The sequence below is a fragment of the Bacillus sp. FSL K6-0069 genome (genome assembly GCF_038007785.1).
Classification (GTDB): domain Bacteria; phylum Bacillota; class Bacilli; order Bacillales; family Bacillaceae_G; genus Bacillus_A; species Bacillus_A mobilis.
Genome location: NZ_JBBOXN010000001.1, coordinates 3898740 through 3918929, shown reverse-complemented (window position 1 = coordinate 3918929; position 20190 = coordinate 3898740). Strand labels below are relative to the sequence as shown.

Genomic DNA, 20190 nt, shown 5'->3' with positions numbered 1-20190 from the left:
AAAGGGACGAGGCTAGTGAACGAAAAAAGAGAAACACTGATTTTAGAATTATCCGGATCATTTCGAAAGATGATACGTTTATTACAAAATGATATTAATACACGTTTTGCAGAACATATGCCATACAATGAATTTTCTGTATTACGCGCGTTATTTTTAAACAGTCCACAGATGGCTTCGCAAATTGCGAGTGAAGTAAACGTAACCTCCAGTCATATTACAGCTGTTACTGATCGTCTCGTACGAAAAGGGTTTGTAGAAAGAAAGCGTTCAAATTCAGACCGTCGTATCGTGTACTTAGAAATTACAGAACACGGAAGAGAAGTAACTGAAAAACTTGAAGCTGTGCGTAAAGAATATTATAAAGATAGATTTAAAGGTTGGAGCGACCAAGAAATAGAAATGGTATTAGAGCTATTTGGCCGCGTATTATAATAAATGAGGATAGGAAGCGAAAGCTTTCCTATCCTTTTTCTTTTGAATAAAAACATTTTGAAACTCCAATACTTTAATTAAAAAGAATCGGAGTGAAAAATTATGAAACGTTTTTCTATGCTTCTTATTATGATTGGAAGTTTTTTCTGCTTTTATCAATTCGCAGATGCCGCAACGCCTCTTCAAGTCGTGCAGAAAGAATTACAACATATTTCAAATAAGCAACCTGTTTTATATTCAAAACTATGGATTCGTTCAATGCAGAATGCTATTTTATTTCATCATAGTGATAACATTCGGCATGAAGACACGATCAGTAATGTAACAAAGTCTTCTCTTGTAAAAGTAAAACAACTGCCACTTCAAAAAGCATCGCAGTACATCCCGAGATTATCACAATACATTTCTAAGTTTGAGGCTGAGAATGTGCAAGTATATTATGTTGCAGCTCGTTATGAAGTGAAAAAAGAAAATCCGTATCAGTTAAATGGAATGAATTATTTTATGCAAGTGTTTATTCAACAAGGGGGGGAATGGCGAATTGCTGAAAGCATAGTTGCTCCAACAGATCAAATCGTGGCAAATGGTGATGGATTTGGAACGAAGCAAGAAAAAGAGTATGGGAAAAGAAGAGAGAATGTGAAATAACCCCTTTATTTAGATCGGGATATATATAATAAAAAAGCATTGCTCTTGTGCAATGCTTTTTTTTATTTGGTTCATATAAGAGTTAAATAATTCATAACATATTTCTTTTGTCATTATATAACTTTTTCGTCAGCTTCTATTTAATGTCATTGTTCCGTGTTTATAGTTTCACATCTATAATGCTTTTTGGAACATGTATCCACCACCTTAATGCATATTTATTTCCCTGCAAAAGCAAACTTCAATTTTAATAGACGTGTAAAAATGAAGTAACTTATGGTAGCGAATAGGAAAAATCCAACATAATAAGACAGTAGTGCATCTCGTCCGCCTAATATTCTACCGCCAAGCAGTCCGAAGCATAGAACAGTGCAAATCATGAACCATTTTTGCAAGTTAGGAAACAATAGTATTTTTCCGTTTTGTTCGTTCGATGTACGTGTGTATAGAAAGGTTGCCATTGATAAAAAGATAATGATGTAAGCAAATGGTGTTAATAGTGTCCAAGGAGAAGGTACAGAAGTACGCTCCATTGGATTGTCCTGTGGTACACTAGAAAGTTTATTGCCATAGTCATCAAATGTTTCTATCGGGTGGTAATCATAAGTAATAGAAAAAGATTCTAATGGTGAAATGATACCTATATGTTGTAAGTATTCATGAGTATGGTTCTCTATTTCTCCCATTGCATCTAAAGACCATTGTGTATGGGAATAAATGAATCCGGAAATTAACAATCCCAAACCGTATGGTAAAAATAATAGAATGATAGTTAAACTACTTTGAGAGAATATATGTCCAGTAATGGTTCCGATAAATAAGGTGAATGTATAAATAGCGATAAGTACAACGGTAGCGTATAGAAAGTAACTATAGAACGGAGCAAAGTTTTGATACTCGTTGTGAAACGACATGTTCTTTATTGCGTACATGCTAATCCAGCAAACAATTTGCACTGTAATAATATTCAAAACACCAAGCCACCATTTTGTTAAAAAAATATCTTTTCGTTTAAAAGGCATCGAGAATAGAAAATCAGTTGATTGATTGTTACGTTCCCATCCAATTAAAAGACAAGCAAGTGCAATAAGAGTAGCTCCTTGAAAGAAGACGGCACCATCAGATGTCTGAAAATAGTAGGAGTAGTAATATGCATAGTCACCAAACTTCATCTCTGATTGTTTTAGCTGCATTTGCGCTTCTTGATAATATTTATAAGGTAGTTGATATAAACTAATTAACCAAAATAATAGAATTATATATTTTCCTTGCTTCCATTGCCTCATCCATAAAGCTTTATGAAACATGCGAATCCTCCTCAAACGTTGTGATAAAAATATCTTCGAGCGACATGGTTAATTCCTCAATGAGCAGTGGCTGTTCTTTATGAAACTTTTCTAATGTAGCTGCTACATTTCCCTCAATTAAGATTGTAAATACTTTTCCTGTTTGATTTAATATTTTAATATTGCTTAAGTTTTCTAGTTTTTGAGGTAATGACCGTTCATAAGCTACTTGTATTTTTGCAAATCGTGATTTTGCATCGTCTAGTGATGTAATAGACGAGATAGTATGGCCTTTTAATATAATGATTGTATCTGCGATTTGTTCCACCTCATCTAAATGGTGAGTTGAGATGAAAATGGTAATCTCTTTATCTGCAACTTCTCCAACGAGAAATTGGAGGATCTGCCGTTTGACGATAGGATCAAGTCCGTTTGTCGGTTCATCTAAAATGATATAGTCTGCTTTTGTAGAAACAGCTAAAATGATGGCAAGCAGTGCTTTCATTCCTTTTGAATAGCTACGAATTCGTTTGTTTGGTAAGTTAAAACGTTCTAACAGTTCATAGAAATATGCTTCATCAAATGCGGTATAAACTTGCTTGTAAAACTTTACAATTTCTTTTACCGTATATCCGTTCAATATGTTAGTAGAATCCGGAACATATACGATTTTTTGCTTTATTTCAGGACACTGATGAATGTTTGTATCTTCATATGTAACAGTCCCTGCATCAGGGTCTAAAATGCCGACCATCGTTCGTAATAAAGTTGTTTTCCCTGCGCCGTTTCTTCCGAGTAATCCGATGATACTTCCTCTTTGTAATGTGAAAGAAACATCATCTAAAATTGTTTGATTATCAATTGTTTTCTTCACGTTCGTCACTTTCAGCATCCGTATTTCCTCCAATCTCTTTATAGTATGAATCTATCCAATCATGAATTTTATCTTTCGTAACACCAAGATAAGAGGCTTCTAATAGTAATTGATGAAATTGCTTTTCAACCATAGCGATTTTCCTTTCGTCTAATGTTGGGGTAATCGATTGGGATACAAATGTTCCTTTTCCTCGTAATGTTTCAATAATCCCTTGTCGCTCTAACTCTTGGTACGCTTTACTTACTGTATTTGGGTTTATAACGAGTAAAGAAGCGAGTTCGCGTACAGAAGGTAGTTTGTCACTTGGAGCTAACATGTTCTTTAATACGAGTTCTTTTATATTTTGAACAATTTGTTCCCATATCGGAGTGTTGCTTCTTGGATCAAGTTGAATATGCAAGAGCAATGTCTCCTTTCTAACTTGTATTAAGTGTACTACTTCATGTAATACACTTAATACAATATAGGTGATAAATGTATTTGTCAACTGAAAACATTAGAAAAATATGGTATTAAAAAATGAGAAATTGGAAAAAATAGGTCTGATATAGAATGGAGGGTTAGTCATGAAGCGAGTTTTTGGAATACTTGTTTGTTTCATGTTATTGCTTTCTGGTACTTCAGTTAGTTTCGCACAATCTGAGAAAACGAAGCAGGAGAAAACAGAAGAAACAACGCCGAAGTTAGCGGAACAAGCGTCGTCAGCAATTGTAATTGAACAAGATACAGGTGAAGTTTTGTTTGATAAAAATCCAAATGAGAAGTTACCACCTGCTAGTATGACGAAGATTATGACAATGCTATTAATTATGGAACAAGTTGAAAAAGGAAAACTAAAACTGACCGATAAAGTTAGAGCAAGTGAGCATGCAGCTTCAATGGGTGGATCACAAATCTTTTTAGAGCCTGGGGAAGAGATGACTGTAAATGAAATGCTAAAGGGTATTGCTATTGCATCTGGAAATGATGCATCTGTTGCAGTAGCGGAGCATATCGCTGGTTCAGAAGAAGGTTTTGTAAATATGATGAACAAAAAAGCGAAAGATTTAGGATTGAAAAACACTCATTTTCAAAACCCAACAGGTCTTCCGGCTAAAGACCATTATTCTACAGCAAATGATATGGCTATAATGGCGAGAGAATTAATGAAGTACCCACTTATTCGCAAATACACAGGTAAATATGAAGACTATTTACGTGAAGATACGGATAAGAAGTTTTGGCTCGTGAATACGAATAAGTTAGTACGTTTTTATCCTGGAGTAGATGGCGTGAAAACTGGCTTTACGACAGAAGCAAAATATTGTTTAACAGCATCGGCTGAAAAGAATGGGATGCGTGTTATTTCAGTTGTTATGGGTGCACCTACATCGAAAGAACGGAACAATCAAGTAACGAAGCTTCTTGACTATGCATTTGGTCAATATATGACAAAGAAATTGTATACACGAGGCGAAAAAATTAAGACTGTCCAAGTAGGAAAAGGGAAAAAAGAAAAAGTAGATTTAGTTGCGTCAGACAATGTGTCTCTTCTTATGAAGAAGGGCGAAAATATGGACAAAGTAAAGCAAGAAGTAATTGCTGAAAAGAAAGTGAAAGCGCCGATTAAAAAGGGCGATGCACTTGGTACACTTGTTATTAAAAAAGACAAAGATGTTTTATTAAAACAAACAATTGTAGCAAAAGAAGATGTTGCTGCAGCGAGCTGGTGGGAGTTATTTAAAAGAAGTTTTGGGATGTTTTCAACATCAAAATAGCGGCAAACATTTTGCCGCTTTTCTATTCGTATGAAAGTAAATAATTGCTGAATGGTTTCACTTTATGGCGAAATAGTTCTTCTTTTGTCAGTAGGAAGGATTCTTATGTTGAATCACGAAAATCTTTATGTATGTAAATGAGTAAAGTTTGAGCATAAGGAGGAAATCGTGTGAGTCTTTCCATGCAATTAGAAGTAAAACGTGACGTCCTATGTGTGAGACTAGCGGGTGAATTAGATCATCATACTGCTGAAGAGTTGCGAACGAAAGTAACAGATATGATTGAGACACATGGTGTTCATCATATTGTTTTGAGCCTAGAGAACTTATCGTTTATGGATAGTTCTGGTTTAGGTGTTATATTAGGCCGATATAAGCATGTAAAGGGATTAGGTGGAGAAATGGTTGTTTGTGCAATTTCACCACCTGTTAAACGTTTATTTGAAATGTCGGGCTTATTTAAAATTGTTCGCTTAGAAGAAAGTGAAGCGCATGCGCTCGCGACGTTGGGGGTGGCATAAATGAGAAATGAAATGAACCTTCAATTTTCAGCATTAAGTCAAAATGAATCGTTCGCTCGCGTTACAGTAGCTGCTTTCATTGCGCAACTAGACCCAACGATGGAAGAACTTACGGAGATTAAAACAGTTGTGTCAGAAGCAGTTACAAATGCAATTATTCATGGGTACGAAGGAAATGCAGAAGGTGTTGTTTATATTTCTGTAATTTTGGAAGAAGCAATGGTGAAACTCACGATTCGAGATGAAGGGATTGGCATCTTTGATTTAGATGAAGCAAGACAACCCCTTTTTACAACTAAACCTGAATTAGAGCGTTCCGGAATGGGATTTACTATCATGGAAAATTTTATGGATGAAGTAGAAGTTATTTCAAACGAATCTTTCGGGACAACAATCCATTTGACAAAATACTTATCAAATAGTAACGCTCTATGCAATTAAGGAGAATAGCCTATGGACATAGAGGTCAAAAATGAGAAGAAGAAACCTCAGTTAAAGGACCACGAGCTAAAAGCGTTAATTCAACAAAGTCAAGATGGAGATCAACAAGCGAGAGATACAATCGTTCAAAGTAATATGCGTCTCGTATGGTCGGTTGTGCAGCGTTTTCTTAATCGAGGATACGAACCAGACGATTTATTTCAAATTGGATGTATTGGGCTCTTAAAATCGGTAGATAAATTTGATTTATCTTTCGACGTGAAATTTTCAACATATGCAGTTCCAATGATTATTGGAGAAATACAACGATTTTTACGTGATGATGGATCGGTGAAAGTAAGTAGATCTTTAAAAGAAACAGGAAATAAAATTCGAAAGATGAGAGACGAGCTTTCGAAAGAATTCGGAAGGGCCCCAACGATTAATGAAGTAGCAGAAGCGTTAGAACTAACGCCAGAGGAAGTGGTTCTGGCGCAAGAAGCGAGTCGAGCTCCTTCATCTATACATGAAACGGTGTATGAAAACGACGGGGACCCAATTACTATTTTAGATCAAATTGCAGATCAATCTGAAACGAAATGGTTTGATAAAATTGCTTTAAAAGAAGCAATTAGAGAATTAGATGAGCGAGAACGTTTAATTGTGTATTTGCGCTACTATAAAGACCAAACGCAATCGGAAGTAGCGGAGCGAATAGGTATTTCGCAAGTACAAGTTTCAAGACTCGAAAAGAAAATATTAAAACAGATGAAAGATCGAATAGATGAATAGCTATCTATTCGATTTTTTTTATGGATTTAAATAGGAGTAGATTGTAAACTTTCGTAAAAGTTTACAGAATTTATTGATAATTTAGTAAATTTAAAATATAATCCAATTATGAACTTGTCACAAAGGGGGAAGGAAATATGGAAACGAGGCAACAATGGGGAACGAGGGCTGGATTTATTTTCGCAGCGGTCGGCTCTGCCGTTGGATTAGGAAACATATGGCGTTTTCCTTATACAGCGTATGAAAATGGAGGAGGCGCATTCTTTTTACCGTACTTATTCGCATTATTAACGACTGGTATTTCATTATTGGCGTTTGAATTTGCTCTTGGGCATCGTCACCGTGGTTCAGCGCCACTTACGTTCTTCCGTATTCATCGGCGTGCTGAATTCATTGGATGGTGGCAAATGTGTGTAACGTTTATCGTTTCAACATATTATGCAGTAATTATTGCTTGGTCTATTTCATATACGTACTTTGCAATTACTGGAGCATGGGGGAAAGACACGCAATCATTTTTATTTAAAGAGTACTTACATGTTGCAGATAAGCCAGGGCAGTTTGGGGGGCTTGTGCCGGAAGTATTAATTCCATTAGCTCTCGTTTGGATTATTGTGCTTGGTGTTGCATTCAAAGGAGTTAAAAAAGGAATTGAAGTAGTTAACCGTATTTTCATCCCTTTACTAGTAGTTATGTTCCTTATTATCGTAGTTCGTGCAGTGACGATGGAAGGTGCGATGCAAGGATTAGATGCATTTTTCAAACCAGATTGGAGTCGTATTTTTGATGGAAAGGTATGGCTTGCTGCTTATGGTCAAATTTTCTTTAGTTTATCTTTAGCATTTGGAATTATGATTACGTATTCTAGTTATTTACCGAAAAACTCAGATACAACAAATAATGCCTTTATTACTGGTTTTGCAAACTCAGGATTTGAATTATTAGCAGGGATTGGGGTCTTTGCAGCTCTTGGATTTATGGCAAACAATATGGGAGTACCAGTTGATAAAGTAGCGAGTGCTGGTGTAGGACTTGCATTCGTAGTATTCCCGCAAATTATTAATGAATTACCGATGTCACCGTTATTTGGCGTATTATTTTTCTTATCATTAACGGTTGCCGGAATTACATCCCTCATTTCGCTTGCGGAAGTATGTTTTGCTGCCGTATCTGAAAAGTTCAGCTTAAGTCGCCAAAAAACAATTGGAATTATGGGGACGCTTCTCGTGCTAGTTTCTCTTGTTTTTGCAACACGTGGCGGGCTTATGTTCCTAGATGTTGTTGATTATTTCGCTAATAACTTCGGATTAATTTCAATTGCATTAGCGGAAGTAGTTACGATAGGACTCATTTTACGCCGTTTACCAGTTTATCAAAATCACGCAAACTTCGTATCTGATATTAAGTTAGGGACGTTTTGGAGAGTGAGTCTACTCGTTATTACCCCGCTTATGTTAGGGTACATGTTAATTGATGGTACAATCCAAAATATTAAAAAGAACTACGGAGATTATCCAACAGAGTTTGTCGTAACATATGGTTGGTCAATTGCAGCAGCGTTCCTTATCATTGCGCTAATCATTAGTCTGAAGAAATGGAATGCACAAATACATTCAGATTCTGCTAAGCTTGAAAAAGAATGGAAAGATCGGGGTGTTTCATAATGAGTGGATCAGCGATTATGATGATGGTTATTGGTATGGTAGTCATTTGGGGAGGACTCGCATTAAGTATTGCAAATTTATTTAAGAAAAAGGCATAAACTAAAAAACATCTGTACCGAAATGGTACAGATGTTTTTTTATGAAAAAATTGTATTAGAAAAAAATTCAATAACCATACTACAACTACGAGGAAGAGTGAAGAGGTGAATGAAAATTGGAACAAACAATTTATATTAAAATGCGTAATCGATTAAAAGTTTCTCCTATGTATGAAGTGAAGCTGGGTGATGTTGCTCAACTTGCGGGAGACGCTCTCGTAGTTCAGTCGTTACAGGATGAGGTAGTTTACAAAATAACAGCTCATGATAAGACGCATGTCGTAATTGATGTTATGAAAATAATTGAGATTATTAGGCAAAAAGCGGCTCATATACAAATTAATTTACTCGGTTCTGGACAAACTCTTGTTGAAATTATATATGAAAAAAAGAAAGTGCATCCAATTTTCTTCGGACTTGTATGGTTGTTACTTTTCATTGGAGCGGCCCTTGCGATCATTTATTTCCATGAAGATGTAAGCATGCAACAAGTGCACCAGCGCCTATATTACATGATTACGGGAGAATTTAAGGCACAACCACTTTTATTTCAAATTCCTTATTCATTAGGTCTTGGGTTAGGTATGGTCTTATTTTTTAATCATGTATTTCAAAAGCGAATTAATGAAGAGCCGAGTCCGTTAGAAGTGGAGATGTTCCAATATCAGCAGTCACTTGACCAATATGTAATTGTTCATGAAAACAAGGACAATATGAAACAACTTGCCGATGATTGAGTCTGGGCTTGTTATTTTAATTGGTTTAGCGGGAGGGATTGCAGTAGGTAGCGGATATGTCGCATTTTTAGCTGTACTTGGCATAATCCCTCGTCTAGCTCAATTAACGAGAAGTGGAAAGCACATTCAATATTTTGAGTGGGCAGTTATTGCAGGTACGTTAACAGGGGCTTGGTGTAGTTTGAAAAACCTTACATTTCAAACGTCGCAATATTGGCTTGTTATATTAGGGATATTTTGTGGCACATTCGTAGGAATGCTTGCAGCCGCATTAACAGAAGTGTTAAATGTTTTACCTATTTTAGCGAAACGAGTAGGGGTAGAGGGGAAAATTGTTGTTTTACTCGTTGCTCTTGTACTTGGGAAAGTAATAGGCTCGTTGTTTCACTGGATTTATTTCGTAAAGTAGGAGGCAATATATAAATGACAGGGCGAAAACTAAAGGATGATTACATAAATAAAGTGAAGGAGTACCATCCGAAACCAAATTATTTCATAAATTGTGTTAAGGCATTTCTTGTAGGTGGACTCATTTGTACTGTCGGAGAAGTATTGATGAAATTTTATATACATTATTTTCATTTCAGTGAACAAGAGGCAGGAAATCCGACAGTTGCAACGCTTGTATTGTTATCGGCGATTTTAACAGGTTGTGGTGTATATGATAAAATTGGTCAATTTGCTGGAGCGGGATCTGCAGTACCTGTTACGGGATTTGCGAATTCTATGGCGAGCGCTGCGCTAGAACATAAGAGTGAAGGGATTGTGCTTGGGGTTGCTACAAATATGTTTAAGCTAGCGGGAAGTGTTATCGTTTTTGGGGTCGTTGGTGCATACGTTATTGGGTTAATACGATATACTTTTAACATTTTTATGTCTTAAAGGAGGGGCTAGTATGAGGTTGACCGGAAAACAAACGTGGGTATTTCAAAATGATATTTATGTGAATGCAACCGGTACTGCTGTCGGTCCAAAAGAAGCTGAAGGCCCTCTTGGAAAGGATTTTGATATTTCATACGATGATTTACATTGCGGAGAGGAAAACTGGGAACTTGCTGAACGAAGATTAATGTCAGATTCAATTCAACAAGTCTTGCAAAAAGGAAATGTAAAAACATCACAAATTGATTTCTTTCTAGCGGGTGATTTATTAAATCAAACAGTGACAGCGAATTATGTTGCGCGTAAGTGGGAGATTCCCTTTTTAGGGATGTTTAGTGCTTGTGCAACCTCGATGGAGACTTTAGCGGTTGGATCAGCCTTTATAGATGGTGGATTCGCAAATCGTGTTTTAGCGACAGTAAGTAGTCATAATGCGACGGCTGAAAGACAGTTCCGTTATCCAACAGAGTATGGGGGACAAAAACCAGGAACAGCAAATTCCACTGTTACAGGTGCGGGATCCATATTAATTAGTAAAGAAAAAAGTGCCATTAAAATTACGGCAGCTACGATTGGAAAAGTGCAAGATTTAGGGATTGCAAATCCTTTAGATATGGGATCAGCGATGGCACCTGCTGCTGCCCACACAATTCAACAACATTTTGAAGATTTGAAGAGAAGTGCAGCAGATTATGATTTGATTGTTACCGGTGATTTATCAGCTATTGGGACACCGATTGCGAAACAACTGTTACTGGAAGAAGGGTATGATCTTGGGCATATATATAATGATTGCGGATTAATGATCTATAATTCCGATCAAGAAGAAGTATTTGCTGGTGGTAGTGGCTGTGCTTGTTCAGCTGTTGTCACATATGGTCATTTATTAAGCGAGATGCAAAAAGGGAATTTACAACGGATTTTTGTTGTTGCTACTGGTGCGTTATTAAGCCCGATGATGATGCAACAGAAAGAAACGATTCCAACAATTGCACATGGTGTTGTATTTGAGAGAGTGAAGGGAGAGTGAATTGTGGATTTTATATATGCATTTCTTGTAGGAGGCGCTATTTGTGTAATTGGACAGGTATTGTTAGATTTTGCAAAGTTAACACCGGCCCATTTAATGGCTACCTTTGTAGTACTAGGAGCAGCTTTAGATGGATTCGGATTGTACGATAAGCTTATAAAGTTTGCAGGTGCTGGGGCGACAGTTCCTATTACAAGTTTTGGACATTCCCTATTACACGGGGCAATGCATGCGGCAGAAAAACACGGATATATAGGGATTGGTATGGGTATGTTTAGTTTAACGTCTGCAGGCATTTCGGCAGCGATATTATTTTCATTTTTTGTAGCACTTATATGTAAACCGAAAGGATAAATCAAATGAGACGAAGGGTTGTTTTGGTCACAGATGGAGATGAATATGCAAAGCGAACAATTGAGCTTTTAACGAAGGAATTTGGGGGAAGGTGTATTTCAGCATCACAAAGTAATCCAACCAAATTGACAGGGAAGAAAGTTGTTGAGCTTATTATGCAAACGCCATATGACCCTGTATTTGTTATGTTTGATGACAGTGGATTTATTGGAGAAGGATCTGGTGAAAAAGCTTTAAAATATGTAGCTACACATAAACAAATTGATGTACTGGGGATTTTGGCAGTAGCGTCTAATACACATCATTGGGAATGGGCACGTGTAGATGTAAGTGTAGATCGAAACGGGGATTTAACCGAATACGGTGTTGATAAATTTGGACTTCCAGATGGTGAAATTGGCAGGATTAGCGGAGATACGATTTATTGTTTAGATGATTTGAATGTCCCTGTCATTGTTGGAGTTGGTGATATTGGTAAGATGTGTGGAAATGACGAATGGGAGAGAGGATCACCTATTACTAGAAAAGCAATTCAATTAATTTTGGAAAGGAGTGGATTTTATGACGAAGCCTAAAAAAGTGGATATCCCTATTTCATCTTTTTTGAGCGATAATGAAAATTATTTAAAGCAAACAGTTGGACTAGGGGTTACATATGATGTTGGCATACGTAAATTTCAAATTTTAAATAAAGAAATTGGTGTGTTATTTGTAAATGGACTTTGTGATACGAATTATATTATCCCTATTTTAGAAGAAGCGGTGGATACAAATGAAATAAGGGATGTAGAAGAAGATACAGTGAAGCTTTTAGAGAATCGTTTAATTCATCAACAAGTAAGTAAAGTGAAAACGATGGATGAGGTAATGCTCCAAGTATTATCAGGACTCATCATTATATTTGTGGAAGGTGAAACAGAAGCGTTTGCAATAGATGTTCGTAGTTATCCGGGCCGAACGCCGACAGAACCAGATACAGAAAAGGTAGTACGTGGTGCAAGGGATGGATTTGTTGAAAATATTGTTGTAAATACAGCGTTAATCCGTAGAAGGATACGTGACCCGCGTCTTCGAAATGAAATGATTCGAGTAGGAGATAGATCGCAAACGGATATTTGTATTACATATGTACAAGATGTTGCAAACCCGGATTTAGTTAAGATTATAAAACAAGAATTAAATAACATCGATGTCGATGGAATTACGATGGCGGATAAAACAGTGGAAGAATTTGTTGTAAAGCAAAGCTATAATCCATTCCCACTTATTCGGTATACAGAAAGACCGGATGTGGCGGCGAATCATATATTAGAAGGACATGTGTTAGTACTAGTTGATACATCACCAAGTGCTATGATTACTCCAACAACATATTTTCACCATTTACAGCATGCAGAAGAGTTTAGACAAAATCCGGCTGTCGGTACATTTTTACGCTGGGTACGCTTTTTGGGTGTCTTATTTTCCTTGTTTTTACTACCATTTTGGTTAGTATTTGTATTTGATCCAACTCTTTTACCAGCAAATCTTGCTTTCATTGGACCGAATAAGATGACGCATTTACCGATTTTATTACAAGTGTTGATGGCCGAGATCGGACTTGAGTTTTTAAGGATGGCAGCCATTCATACTCCAACGCCGTTATCGTCTGCAGCAGGATTAATTTCCGCCATATTAATTGGTCAAATAGCAATTGATGTAGGTTTGTTTGTACCAGAAGTTATTTTGTATGTAGCAGTTTCTATGATTGGTGCATATGCAACACCGAGTTATGAATTAGGACTCGGAAATAAGATTGGAAAATTATTTGTTATTATTTTAACCGGTCTCTTCCATGAGATGGGATTTGTAATAGGTATGACAATATTACTTTTATTTTTAACATCGATAAAGAGTTTACAAACACCATACTTATGGCCATTTCTGCCATTTGATTGGGGAGCTTTAACGAAGATTCTAATTCGCCCAACAATGTCTAGTTTAAAAGTACGTCCAAGTATTGTAAGACCTCAAAATGTAAAAAGACAAAAATAAACGGGATTATACACCCGTTTATTTTTTTAGCAAAAATTTATTGTTTTTTAACAAAAATTAAACATTTTTTGTGTACACTTAGAGTAGATATTGTGTATGGAAGGGGAAGAGGACATGATTAAATTATTTGTAAGTGATTTAGATGACACGCTCGTTTATAATGTGAATCATATGCAAAAAGAAGATGAACGTGCAATTAGTTGGTTAGCTGAAAAAGGGACAAATATTTGTTTTGCCTCTGGCCGCTTTACTCATCGAATTGATGAAGTCGTAAATAGGTTTGCATTCCCGTATTACACAACGAGTTTAAATGGAGCGACGATGTTACTGCCGGATGGACAAATATTTCATGAATCAAGTTTTGAAGATGGGATTGCCCAGGAAATATATCGATATATCCATAAAAAAGGACTAGCAGATATTGTTTGTGCAAATGAGCAACGGTATACAAAAAGAAAGAATGAACATCATCATAATTTTGAAACGTATATGGGCGTGCATATTGCTGAGATAGAAGCATTAGAAGAGGAATTTGGTAAGACTGTACATCCTGCGAAATTGTTTGTTTTTGGGGAAGAGGAGACAATTGCAGCATTAGATCAAGAGTTACGAGATACATTTCAGAGCGAAGCAGAAGTTTTTATGTCTGGTAAACGCTATGTTGATATTATGCCAAGGGGAGTAAGTAAAGGAAGTGCTTTAAGGCGATTAATGGAACATTTACAAATTGAAGCAAATGAAGTTGCATGCATTGGAGATTCTTTCAATGATATTTCTATGTTTGAAGTAACCCCGCATTCATTTACTCTTCATCATGCTCATCCATATGTGAAGGAGAAGGCAAATCATGTTGTTCGTTCGGTTGAAGAAGCTGTTATGAAATTGCCGTTACTTGTATAAAAAAAGAAGCTCGCTACTAGCGAGCTTCTTTTTACTTGAATAACGATTTAACAAAATCAATGATACTTGAGAAGAAATCTTTAACTTTATCTAGGAAACCTTGCCCTTCTTCAGATCCTAAAAAGGCAGAAACGTGTTCTTTTGCTTTATTTAACTGACTGCCAACTTGATTCCAATCGATATTAAGATTTTTCATTTTATCAAATAACGCAACTAAGTTATCTAACTGTTCATCCGTTAATGTAATACCAAGTTGATCCGCAATTTTTTTAATTAATGAACGTAAATCTTCAGTCGTTTTTGGCTGTTCTTTGGCAATTTCTTCTTTAATTTTTGCAACAAGTTGAACTGCTTTTTCTTCACCAATTTTATCGCCGAGCTGGGCTGTTTGCACCATTTCTTCATTGGCTACTTTTTTTACTTCCTCAGGAATTGCTTTGTTCGATGTTGTTTCGTAGGCTTTCATTAAACCGGTTAAAGCAGCAGTTCCTGAAACTTTAAATGGTGCAGTAATTTGAATTTCTGCATCTTTTACACCTGCTGTAATAAGTGCATTTGTGTACATTGCATCTGTTATCGAATTAATGTTTTTTGAACGTACAATGAGACCAGATCCTGGCTTTGTGTATGTAATCATAGAAGAGGAAATTGCTCTCGTACCAATTTGCGCTTTTGGAACAATCCCTTCTAGAAATTTATGTTCTTCCGCATTAGACACAGTAATAATTGTAGCATCTTTTGGTGCTTTCATTTCTTTTAACAGATCTTGTTTTTGTTGTTCAGACAAGTTTTCTCCTAGTGTAACAATTGATTCTCCTTCGATGATGTCTGCAAACGAAGCTGTTGGCATCATAAATACCGTTACAGCTAATAGCAGAGCTAGTAATTTCGTTTTCACGAAAAATCGCTCCCTTTCTCTTTCTAAAATTTTCGGGCAACACAGTTATTATAGTATATATTTCTTATTTGTCACCTAGCTTTTACCACATTTCAAAAAAGAAGTATGTAGATTGTCGGATTCTTTTTGTTTCTAGTCATGAATGTGGTAATATAGTGCTGAGATAGTTGAAAGGAGACATATACATATGAAAACTTTAGGATACATATTAATGGAAAATGGTGAAAAAATCGATTTAGAATTTTTCCCAGAAGAGGCACCAAAAACAGTAGAAAACTTTAAAAAACTAGCAGAGCAAGGATTTTATGATGGTGTGACATTCCACCGCGTTATTCCTGGCTTCGTAAGCCAAGGTGGAGATCCAACAGGAACAGGTGCAGGTGGCCCAGGTTACTCTATCCCATGTGAAACTGATGGAAATCCTCATAGACACCTTGTAGGATCACTTTCTATGGCTCACGCTGGCCGTAACACTGGCGGTAGCCAATTCTTTGTTGTTCATGAGCCACAACCACATTTAGATGGTGTACATACTGTATTCGGTAAAGCAACAAGCGGTATTGAAACAGTATTAAACATGCGTCAAGGCGATGTAATGAAAGAAGTTAAAGTTTGGGAAGAATAAGTTAATGGGAAAAGAGAGCTATGGCTCTCTTTTTTGTTTTTTTTAATAGGAATGGGGATTTCGTTTGCGGTACATGATACAAGTAGTACTGTTATTGTAGTGAAAATATGGCGCTTATGAGAACAAAATTTTAACATATTACATAGAATACATTAGATTACATGTTTCAATAAATATTTTTTATTACATTCATTTCGCTAGAATTCATTTGCTCTCAGGTGATGAATATTGAAGTGATAATGAGTGGTGGCTGTATCTTTTCGCTTTCATATAACAACGTTTCACTTTCTATCTACTTAGCAAAAATAGTACTGAAACATATATTTGACTTTCTTCTTTTCGCTTTGTATGATTATCAAGTTGTTTTAAGCCCTTCTCACTCTGTTGAAAATATTGTAAAATGAATGTGATATGAAAAGAGTGGTTGAGGGGATTAATAGTTTGTAACTTTTGTAAGAAGGGATAAGGGTTATGTTAATTCGTTTTAAAAAAAGTTATGAAAAGATTGCAATGGGGCTTCTTTCATTTATGCCAACGGAAAAAGATGTGAAAACATTACAATTGACTATGAAAGATTATGAAGCAAAAGATGATTGGCAATTGTATTTGTGGAAACAAAACGAAGATTTTGTTGGGATAATGGGGATTGTAAAAAAAGAGAATCAAGTTTTGGAAATTCAGCATTTGAGTGTGAATCCATCTCACCGTCATATGGGTATTGGGACGAAGATGGTACAAGAGTTAAAGAGCAAATTTCTTGAGTTTACAATTTGCGGAAATGAGCAGACAGCAAGTTTTTGCAAAAAGTGTAAAGGGCTTGAACAAAATATACATTCGTGAAAGCAGAGATAAGTAGTTTATTATCTCTGCTTTCTTTTTTGTAATTGCTCGTTTCGTTCAGTAATGACTTCTGTTCGATCACGTAATGTGTGCTTATGTACTATATATTCACTAGGAGAAGCATTCACGTCTTTCCAAGGGAGGTTTTGTTTCTGACATAATTCCATGCAATGCTTTTCTAATGTTGTATCTGATAATGGTAAAAATAACGGTGTGAAATTTTCTTCTTTCTGTATAGATTGCAATCTATCCTTGAGTAAGAATGGGAGTTGTGTGGCATTTATTCCTAAACGTAGTAAAGGTGCACTGTTTTTTTCTAAAATCGTTATGGCACTTTTCATCATTTTTTCTGCGCCATTCCAGTTAGAGCGTCTTTGATGGTATAAAGAAACTGCAATTTGAATGAGACCAACTAAATAATGATCGCGATCTCCTTTTGGTTTTCCTTTCCAATATTCTTCCAGTATTTCATGGCATTCAAAATAATCATAATCTCCGTGAAAATGAATTAAAAATTGTATGTATTCGGTAGGATACATGTTCTTCACCCCTGTTTAACGGTTATAAATACAAGTGTATCATAGAAATATGAACAATAAACGACTAGGGAAATGTCCCTAGTCGTTATTGTTCATATTAGCAGAAGCAAGCTGCCCCTACAATAATTAGTAAAATAAACAATACAACAAGTAATGCGAACCCACCGCTAAAACCGCAATCAACGTGACCCATAGTTTTTTGACCTCCTACATTGTTCTTACTACACTGTTATCATATGAAGCGATGGGCATTATGACATAGGCATCGGTCTATTTTTAATTAAATTTCTTAAAAAGGTTGGATAGAACATGAGTATGCTCTATACTTATGATGTTATAGAAAAAATGTGGTGGGATGCTTTGTGCAGTATAATTTTAAAGTAGAGGCTTTTGAAGGGCCTTTAGATTTATTGTTACATTTAATACATCGTTATGAAATTGACATATATAATATTCCTGTAGCGGAAATTACAGAGCAATATTTATCTTATGTACATACGATGAAAGAACTACAATTAGATGTTGCAAGTGAGTATTTAGTAATGGCTGCGACTTTATTACAAATTAAAAGTAAAATGTTGTTGCCGAAACATGAAGAAGATGTACTTGATAACGGTGATGACTTTATAGATGATCCTCGTCAAGAATTGATGGAGAGGTTAATTGAATATAAGAAATATAAGCAAGTTGCTACTGAACTAAAAGAAAGAGAACTAGAAAGAGCACAGCTATATACACGTCCGCCAATTGATTTTACATCATTGCAACAAGAAGAGGAGACAAACTTGCCTCTTGATGTTACGTTATATGATATGCTAGCGGCATTTCAAAAATTAATGCGCCGTAAAAAAGCAAAGAAACCTGTAACAACACGTATTACTCGTCAAGAAATACCAATTTCACAGCGCATGACTGATATTTTAAAGCAGTTAGAAATACAAGGTGGTCGTCAAAGTTTTTATGATTTGTTTGTTGATGATGAACGGGAAATAATGGTTGTAACATTTTTAGCGGTTCTTGAGCTTATGAAAAATCAACAAATTATAATTGAACAAGAACATAATTTTGATGAAATTTTCGTATCAAGCTCTACTAAATCTGCATAGAGTTAGTATGGTAAATGAGATAGAAATAGTTATATCTCATGCTAGGTTTGAATGTATCGTTTGGAACAAGAGAAAAAATATTGAACCGAACGCATGAATTGTGATTCGGTTTTTTGATGTGTATTTTTATGGAGAAAATAGGAGGAAGGAGCTCGTAAAATGGATAGAGCAGAACAGAAATCAATCATTGAAGGGCTTTTATTTGTGTCTGGTGACGAAGGAATTTATCCAGAACAAATAGCGAAAGTCCTTGAAATTGAAGGAAATGAAGTAATCGATATTTTAGAAGAAATGCAACAGGAATGTGAAGGTGTACACCGAGGCTTGCAAATTGTACAGTATGCAAAAGTATATCGTTTTGCTACAAAGAAACAACATGCTTCGTACTATCAAAAATTAATAGATACCCCAACAGCTGCTTCACTCTCTCAGGCTGCTCTAGAAACGTTAGCGATTGTGGCATACCGTCAACCCATTACAAGGACTGAAATGGAAGAGATTAGAGGCGTAAAAACCGATAAGGCGTTACAAACGTTAGTTTCACACTTACTTATAAAAGAAATGGGAAGAGCAGAAGGGCCCGGGCGTCCTATTTTATATGGAACAACGAAAGAGTTTTTAGATACATTTGGACTGAAAACATTAGATGATTTACCAGCACTTTCTGAAGAGAATGAACAAATGAATGAAGCAGATTTATTCTTTGGTTCTTTACAGGAGATATCGAAATAAAAGCTTAGCATTTTGCTAAGCTTTTTTTGTATATCAATTTTATACCGTGCCATACTAATTGAAAAAAGGAGACGAGTTATGAGAGGTATGCGAAGTATCTTATTGTTAGTTTCTGTTTTGTTATGCTTTTCTTTAAATAGTACATCGGCCAAAAGATATATGATGTCTATTCATACCACGTCTCCTTTACATACGCAGCGGCAACATCTTGGTAAAATGAAAGTGAGTTTTTTAAAAGTTGGCCAAGGTGATGCAACACTTATTACATTGCCAAATGGACAAACGATGTTAATTGACGGAGGACCTTATGAAGCTGGTGAGGTTATTATTCAAAAACTAATCGAAAAAGGGATTAATCATTTAGATGCTATCGTCAGTACGCATCCTGATATGGATCATATTGGAGGATTGATTCCGATTGTAGAGCAAATGCCGGTATCACTTATATTAGATAGTGGAAAAACGTATAGTTCTTTTACGTATCACACATACCGGAATCATATTAAAAAAAGAGGAATTCCTTTCGTTTCAGTAAAAGAGGGACAATACATACCACTAGATCCGCATGTTTCCATACAAGTATTAAACAATGGGAAATCAAAAGATGAAAATAATGAATCTTCAATTGTGTTAAAGGTACGATATGGAAAAGCGGATTTTTTACTAATGGGTGACGCTGATGTGCGGACGGAAACGGAAATATTAAAGCAATTTGATGTACATGCAGATGTGTTAAAGGTGGGACATCATGGCTCATATACTTCAACAAGTGAAATGTTTCTTAAGAAAGTAGAGCCACAGTTCGCAATTCTTTCATATGGAAGCAGAAATCCGTATGGGCATCCGCACCAAAGTGTAGTGAGACGCTTAAACAGACATGGTATAATGATATATGGAACAAATAAACGTACAGTAGAAATGGAAACAGACGGCGAGCATATTACAATAGGCACTAGTGGATTAATGCCATTACTTAAATGAGTAATAGGATACGAGGATATTCTCCCTTTTTGGA

The 20190-nt window shown here is 35.9% G+C and carries 28 protein-coding genes; 22 read left to right on the top strand and 6 right to left on the bottom strand.

The genetic code is table 11. The features are described from left to right. Positions 1–15 precede the first annotated feature (15 nt). Both MHB74_RS20020 and MHB74_RS20015 read left to right on the top strand, forming a co-directional pair. Positions 16–435, top strand: coding sequence for a MarR family winged helix-turn-helix transcriptional regulator (locus tag MHB74_RS20020; RefSeq protein WP_061679124.1), 420 nt, complete (start codon positions 16–18; stop codon positions 433–435). Positions 436–537: 102 nt separating this feature from the next. Continuing rightward, positions 538–1083, top strand: coding sequence for a hypothetical protein (locus MHB74_RS20015; protein ID WP_061679098.1), 546 nt, complete (start codon positions 538–540; stop codon positions 1081–1083). 218 nt (positions 1084–1301) lie between these two features. Here MHB74_RS20015 and MHB74_RS20010 read toward each other — a convergent pair whose 3' ends face one another. From MHB74_RS20010 to MHB74_RS20000, 3 genes are read right to left on the bottom strand one after another with little or no spacing between them, the layout of a single operon-like run. Continuing rightward, the gene (locus MHB74_RS20010; RefSeq protein ID WP_061679099.1) at positions 1302–2390 is read right to left on the bottom strand and encodes an ABC transporter permease subunit; all 1089 of its coding nucleotides are present in this window, start codon (positions 2388–2390) and stop codon (positions 1302–1304) included. Beyond that, positions 2380–3261 (bottom strand): ABC transporter ATP-binding protein, encoded by an 882-nt coding sequence (locus tag MHB74_RS20005; protein WP_061679100.1) that lies wholly within the window; start codon positions 3259–3261, stop codon positions 2380–2382. The genes MHB74_RS20010 and MHB74_RS20005 overlap by 11 nt, the downstream gene beginning before the upstream one ends. Further along, positions 3227–3646: a GntR family transcriptional regulator gene (locus tag MHB74_RS20000; RefSeq protein ID WP_061679101.1), complete on the bottom strand. Its 420-nt coding sequence runs from the start codon at positions 3644–3646 to the stop codon at positions 3227–3229. Before MHB74_RS20000 ends, MHB74_RS20005 begins: the two co-directional genes overlap by 35 nt. A 166-nt stretch (positions 3647–3812) precedes the next feature. On the opposite strand from MHB74_RS20000, the gene dacF reads away from it, so the two are divergent. The 14 genes from dacF to MHB74_RS19930 all read left to right on the top strand — a co-directional run bounded on the left by dacF (position 3813) and on the right by MHB74_RS19930 (position 14435). Continuing rightward, positions 3813–5003 carry a serine-type D-Ala-D-Ala carboxypeptidase DacF gene (gene dacF / locus MHB74_RS19995; RefSeq protein WP_061679102.1) on the top strand — a complete coding sequence of 397 codons (1191 nt, stop codon included), beginning with the start codon at positions 3813–3815 and terminating at the stop codon, positions 5001–5003. Positions 5004–5173: 170 nt separating this feature from the next. Continuing rightward, entirely contained in the window at positions 5174–5524 is a 351-nt protein-coding gene (gene spoIIAA, locus MHB74_RS19990; RefSeq protein WP_000059133.1) for an anti-sigma F factor antagonist, read from the top strand. Beyond that, complete coding sequence (gene spoIIAB / locus MHB74_RS19985; protein WP_001243399.1) at positions 5525–5965, top strand: anti-sigma F factor; 441 nt, start codon at positions 5525–5527, stop codon at positions 5963–5965. Positions 5966–5977: 12 nt separating this feature from the next. Beyond that, entirely contained in the window at positions 5978–6736 is a 759-nt protein-coding gene (sigF, locus tag MHB74_RS19980; RefSeq protein WP_000350734.1) for an RNA polymerase sporulation sigma factor SigF, read from the top strand. Between the two features lie 137 nt (positions 6737–6873). Beyond that, on the top strand, positions 6874–8400 hold the full coding sequence (locus MHB74_RS19975; protein ID WP_061679103.1) for a sodium-dependent transporter: 1527 nt from the start codon (positions 6874–6876) through the stop codon (positions 8398–8400). Further along, positions 8400–8498, top strand: a complete 99-nt coding sequence (locus MHB74_RS19970; RefSeq protein ID WP_000016829.1) for a methionine/alanine import family NSS transporter small subunit — start codon at positions 8400–8402, stop codon at positions 8496–8498. Before MHB74_RS19975 ends, MHB74_RS19970 begins: the two co-directional genes overlap by 1 nt. A 116-nt stretch (positions 8499–8614) precedes the next feature. Continuing rightward, positions 8615–9235 (top strand): stage V sporulation protein SpoVAA, encoded by a 621-nt coding sequence (gene spoVAA, locus MHB74_RS19965; protein ID WP_061679104.1) that lies wholly within the window; start codon positions 8615–8617, stop codon positions 9233–9235. Continuing rightward, positions 9228–9644, top strand: a complete 417-nt coding sequence (gene spoVAB / locus MHB74_RS19960) for a stage V sporulation protein SpoVAB (protein ID WP_061679105.1) — start codon at positions 9228–9230, stop codon at positions 9642–9644. The genes spoVAA and spoVAB overlap by 8 nt, the downstream gene beginning before the upstream one ends. 14 nt (positions 9645–9658) lie before the next feature. Beyond that, on the top strand, positions 9659–10117 hold the full coding sequence (gene spoVAC, locus MHB74_RS19955) for a stage V sporulation protein AC (RefSeq protein ID WP_061679106.1): 459 nt from the start codon (positions 9659–9661) through the stop codon (positions 10115–10117). A gap of 13 nt (positions 10118–10130) precedes the next feature. Further along, positions 10131–11147, top strand: a complete 1017-nt coding sequence (spoVAD, locus tag MHB74_RS19950) for a stage V sporulation protein AD (protein WP_061679107.1) — start codon at positions 10131–10133, stop codon at positions 11145–11147. Between the two features lie 3 nt (positions 11148–11150). After that, the gene (gene spoVAE, locus MHB74_RS19945; protein ID WP_061679108.1) at positions 11151–11501 is read left to right on the top strand and encodes a stage V sporulation protein AE; all 351 of its coding nucleotides are present in this window, start codon (positions 11151–11153) and stop codon (positions 11499–11501) included. A 5-nt stretch (positions 11502–11506) separates the two neighbouring features. Further along, positions 11507–12076, top strand: coding sequence for a stage V sporulation protein AE (locus tag MHB74_RS19940; RefSeq protein WP_061679109.1), 570 nt, complete (start codon positions 11507–11509; stop codon positions 12074–12076). Continuing rightward, positions 12063–13535 (top strand): spore germination protein SpoVAF, encoded by a 1473-nt coding sequence (spoVAF, locus tag MHB74_RS19935; protein WP_061679110.1) that lies wholly within the window; start codon positions 12063–12065, stop codon positions 13533–13535. The genes MHB74_RS19940 and spoVAF overlap by 14 nt, the downstream gene beginning before the upstream one ends. Positions 13536–13631: 96 nt before the next feature. Then, positions 13632–14435: a Cof-type HAD-IIB family hydrolase gene (locus MHB74_RS19930; RefSeq protein ID WP_061679111.1), complete on the top strand. Its 804-nt coding sequence runs from the start codon at positions 13632–13634 to the stop codon at positions 14433–14435. Between the two features lie 31 nt (positions 14436–14466). Here MHB74_RS19930 and MHB74_RS19925 read toward each other — a convergent pair whose 3' ends face one another. Next, a complete protein-coding gene (locus tag MHB74_RS19925; RefSeq protein ID WP_000850509.1) occupies positions 14467–15333 on the bottom strand; it encodes a DUF1002 domain-containing protein in 867 nt (288 codons plus the stop codon). A 187-nt stretch (positions 15334–15520) separates the two neighbouring features. Here MHB74_RS19925 and MHB74_RS19920 point away from each other — a divergent pair, with 187 nt between their 5' ends. The 3 genes from MHB74_RS19920 to ribT all read left to right on the top strand — a co-directional run bounded on the left by MHB74_RS19920 (position 15521) and on the right by ribT (position 16798). Beyond that, positions 15521–15958 (top strand): peptidylprolyl isomerase, encoded by a 438-nt coding sequence (locus MHB74_RS19920; protein WP_000853785.1) that lies wholly within the window; start codon positions 15521–15523, stop codon positions 15956–15958. Positions 15959–16179: 221 nt separating this feature from the next. Next, the gene (locus MHB74_RS19915; RefSeq protein ID WP_081110333.1) at positions 16180–16362 is read left to right on the top strand and encodes a hypothetical protein; all 183 of its coding nucleotides are present in this window, start codon (positions 16180–16182) and stop codon (positions 16360–16362) included. A 67-nt stretch (positions 16363–16429) separates the two neighbouring features. Next, a complete protein-coding gene (ribT, locus tag MHB74_RS19910) occupies positions 16430–16798 on the top strand; it encodes a GNAT family N-acetyltransferase RibT (RefSeq protein WP_000908397.1) in 369 nt (122 codons plus the stop codon). Positions 16799–16818: 20 nt separating this feature from the next. On the opposite strand, the gene MHB74_RS19905 is transcribed toward ribT, so the two are convergent. Both MHB74_RS19905 and MHB74_RS19900 read right to left on the bottom strand, forming a co-directional pair. Continuing rightward, positions 16819–17337 (bottom strand): DUF309 domain-containing protein, encoded by a 519-nt coding sequence (locus tag MHB74_RS19905; RefSeq protein ID WP_061679112.1) that lies wholly within the window; start codon positions 17335–17337, stop codon positions 16819–16821. Positions 17338–17434: 97 nt separating this feature from the next. Beyond that, a complete protein-coding gene (locus MHB74_RS19900) occupies positions 17435–17530 on the bottom strand; it encodes a YjcZ family sporulation protein (protein ID WP_000510194.1) in 96 nt (31 codons plus the stop codon). A 169-nt stretch (positions 17531–17699) separates the two neighbouring features. Between MHB74_RS19900 and scpA the strand changes: the two genes are divergently transcribed. The 3 genes from scpA to MHB74_RS19885 all read left to right on the top strand — a co-directional run bounded on the left by scpA (position 17700) and on the right by MHB74_RS19885 (position 20156). Beyond that, positions 17700–18443, top strand: a complete 744-nt coding sequence (gene scpA / locus MHB74_RS19895; RefSeq protein WP_061679113.1) for a segregation/condensation protein A — start codon at positions 17700–17702, stop codon at positions 18441–18443. A gap of 159 nt (positions 18444–18602) precedes the next feature. Next, a complete protein-coding gene (scpB, locus tag MHB74_RS19890) occupies positions 18603–19175 on the top strand; it encodes a segregation/condensation protein ScpB (protein WP_061679114.1) in 573 nt (190 codons plus the stop codon). Between the two features lie 78 nt (positions 19176–19253). After that, positions 19254–20156, top strand: a complete 903-nt coding sequence (locus tag MHB74_RS19885) for a ComEC/Rec2 family competence protein (RefSeq protein WP_061679115.1) — start codon at positions 19254–19256, stop codon at positions 20154–20156. The last annotated feature ends 34 nt before the right edge of the window (positions 20157–20190 follow it).